This window comes from Caballeronia glebae, assembly GCF_001545035.1.
Lineage (GTDB): Bacteria > Pseudomonadota > Gammaproteobacteria > Burkholderiales > Burkholderiaceae > Caballeronia > Caballeronia glebae.
This window is the reverse complement of the sequence record NZ_FCOJ02000150.1, coordinates 1-2596: the sequence shown is the minus strand read 5'-3', so window position 1 is coordinate 2596 and position 2596 is coordinate 1. Positions and strand designations below refer to the sequence as shown.

At 59.6% G+C, this 2596-nt stretch carries 2 protein-coding genes; both read right to left on the bottom strand.

The window, feature by feature from the left end:
• Positions 1-12 precede the first annotated feature (12 nt).
• Positions 13-2094, bottom strand: coding sequence for a recombinase family protein (locus AWB82_RS36485; protein ID WP_086974087.1), 2082 nt, complete (start codon positions 2092-2094; stop codon positions 13-15).
• Positions 2095-2096: 2 nt separating this feature from the next.
• On the bottom strand, positions 2097-2596 hold a 500-nt coding region (locus AWB82_RS37850), incomplete at its 5' end, for a hypothetical protein (protein WP_159462668.1).

The window sequence follows — 2596 nt, the reverse complement described above, 5'->3', positions numbered from 1 at the left end:
GCAATGGGGCGTTCATTGTGCACCTCCTTCTGAAACCTCGATAAACATTGGGATCTGTCCTTCGACGTCGTTGCGACACGGGCGATGTTTGCGCGTCAGTGCCGTCGCAACAGCTTCGCTGCGAAGATCACTTGCACGAATCTGCCAGGGGGCGTCGGGCACCACTTGTTCGGCAGGCAGAACCCTATCGTTGATCAGTCGCCGGATCATGTAATGGGTGACGCCAAGCAGCTTTGCAGCCTCGGACATCGTCAACCATTCCCCATTCTTCTCGGCCGACTTGTAGGCGCGGATGTCTCGTACGTTCCGTATAGAGCGGACGCGATGTGCGGTCCACGTCTTGTCCTGGCCGGTCCGTATCCCCATCCGGTTTAGCGATGCAGCGATGTCCTTATCTGACCATCGGGCAGCCATGCTGCGAACGATCGCGAGCGCTTCGTCAGAGGTGCTGCATCCGTGCTCGCCTGTCTTCGGTTTGCGGATCCGCAGTTGTGAGTGCTGCCCACCTTGCCAGTGAATCGTCAGGATGATTTCACGGGCCGTCTCGTCCACGTCCGCAACAATATCAACGATCAGGGCTCGCACCAGTTGCTGACGCATGCGCATGGTGACACCCGGAGCGTTCCAGGCAGCGTCGAGGTCCTCGGCAAGCTTTGTGAAGTCAGGAGCAGGGATAGCTGCCGTCGGTGTGCCTGCCGTCTCAAGGCGTGCCTGGCAGGCCTGTACACGACGCAATGCCGTTTCCCAGTTCTTCTCCAGTTGCGCAGCGATCAGACGGTTATCGGGGTCGCAGGCGGCGTAGCGTCGCTCGGCCAGCGTCGCTTCATACTGAGCCTGCTGCAGCTCGAGTTCGATGATCCGCCGCTGCTCCCTCATGGTGTCCATATGCATTTGCTCGGCCTGCAGGGCCGCCTCTATCGCCATTGGCTCCACGACACGCATTAGTTCTTTTGCGATTGCAGCGTCTATGCGAGGGCCACCAAACCTCATGCACTTCGGAGGTGTCATGTCAAAACGGTAGCATCGGTAGACCGGTCGCGGCGTGCGTCCAGTATAGGTCACCGACAGGCGGCGTCCGCAGCGCGCACATCCCAGCAGACCAGCCAGCAGAGCCTGTCCACCACGCCCCGATTTTACGTCACCCGTCTTGCCGTAGGCATTGGCCGCGAGCAGCTTGCGGTTGCGTTCGAATTCTGCCCAGTCGATGTAGCCCTCGTGGTGCTCCCTGAGCAGAACCTCCCATTCTTCAAACGGCTTGCGGTGCTTGTAACTTTTGCGCGCACGACCATCAACGATGCTCATCTGCTTGCCGCTCTTGCCGTACACATAGGCCCCGGCATAGAACGGATTCCGCAGCACTGAGATCACGTTACGGTAACGTATCAGCGTCCAGTCGACGTGTGTCAAGGTTCTACCATCGGTAGGGCGTGGGAAGTGAACTTGTTCAGCCAGTAACGACAGAAAGGCCTGCCGCGCGCTACCCAGTTCGCGAAAGCGGGTAAAGATCAGGCTTATCACTTTCTGCAATCGCAGGTCTGGATCGAGACCCAGGCCGACCTCACGATGCCAGAGATAGCCAATCGGCACGCTAATGCGCAATTCACCGCGCTTGGCCTTGGCGCGCGCGGCATCGAGCATCCGCGTTCGGAGCACATTGAGCTCAAATTCGCTGATGCTGCCCTTCATGCCGAGCAGCAGTCGGTCATTCGGCCGACAAGGATCGTACACGCCATCGAGGTCGATGACCCTCGCCTCGACAAGACCGCACAGTTCAAGCAGATGGTGCCAGTCGCGTCCGTTACGGGCGAGACGTGATGCATCCAGGCAAAGGACAGCTCCGACTTCTCCGGCACAGAGCAATGCCACCAGGCGCTCAAAGCCGGGCCTCGCGACCGCTCCGCTCGCCGACCGCCCCAGATCATCGTCAATGACCTCGATATCGCGGAATCCGCGGCGCTTTGCTTCGTCCACGAGCTCGTACTGTCGACGCTTGCTCTCGAGGTTCATCTGCACCTGAGCCTGCGTAGACTGCCGGACATAAACCACTGCCTTGCGCTGGAGAAGGGGCGCTGGCAAACGATCAGCGTTCGTCATCGTCACACTCCTTCCCGGCGGTAGCGCCGGCGGCCTGTATCAACAGCCTTGCAAGATGCGTGATTGCCCTCGAGCGCTGTGCCGCGTTCATCCCCTGCAACTCGACGTTGTCGAACCTCATGCTCATCTGGCGCAGCGTCACCGCAGACGATTGCGGTCGTGCTGGAACGCCCTTTGGCTTGTCCATTGCGTTTCTCCCGGACGATGTTGGAACCGTCCGGCGAGTTTGCTCTCAAGCGCCGATCAACAAGCAGCCGATGCAGATCGTATAACACCGCCACGGTGACCCTCGGCTCACCAAGCTCCATTGCTGAACATACTGCGCGGTCGAGCATCCACGCTGCCACCATCTTGACTACGCCAGCGTCAATTTCGACATGCACCACGCCGCCGCCGCGTTGCTCGACGTCTCGAACCTTGACGCGGCGACCATATAGCGCATGCCAACGATAATGGACTTCAACTTCTTGCCCGATATGGGCAGAATGAATGCGAACTCGCG

What these genes read in the sequence shown, in the direction of transcription:
- AWB82_RS36485 (WP_086974087.1), bottom strand. Translation starts at nt 2,094, where the DNA reads ATGACGAACGCTGATCGTTTGCCAGCGCCCCTTCTCCAGCGCAAGGCA.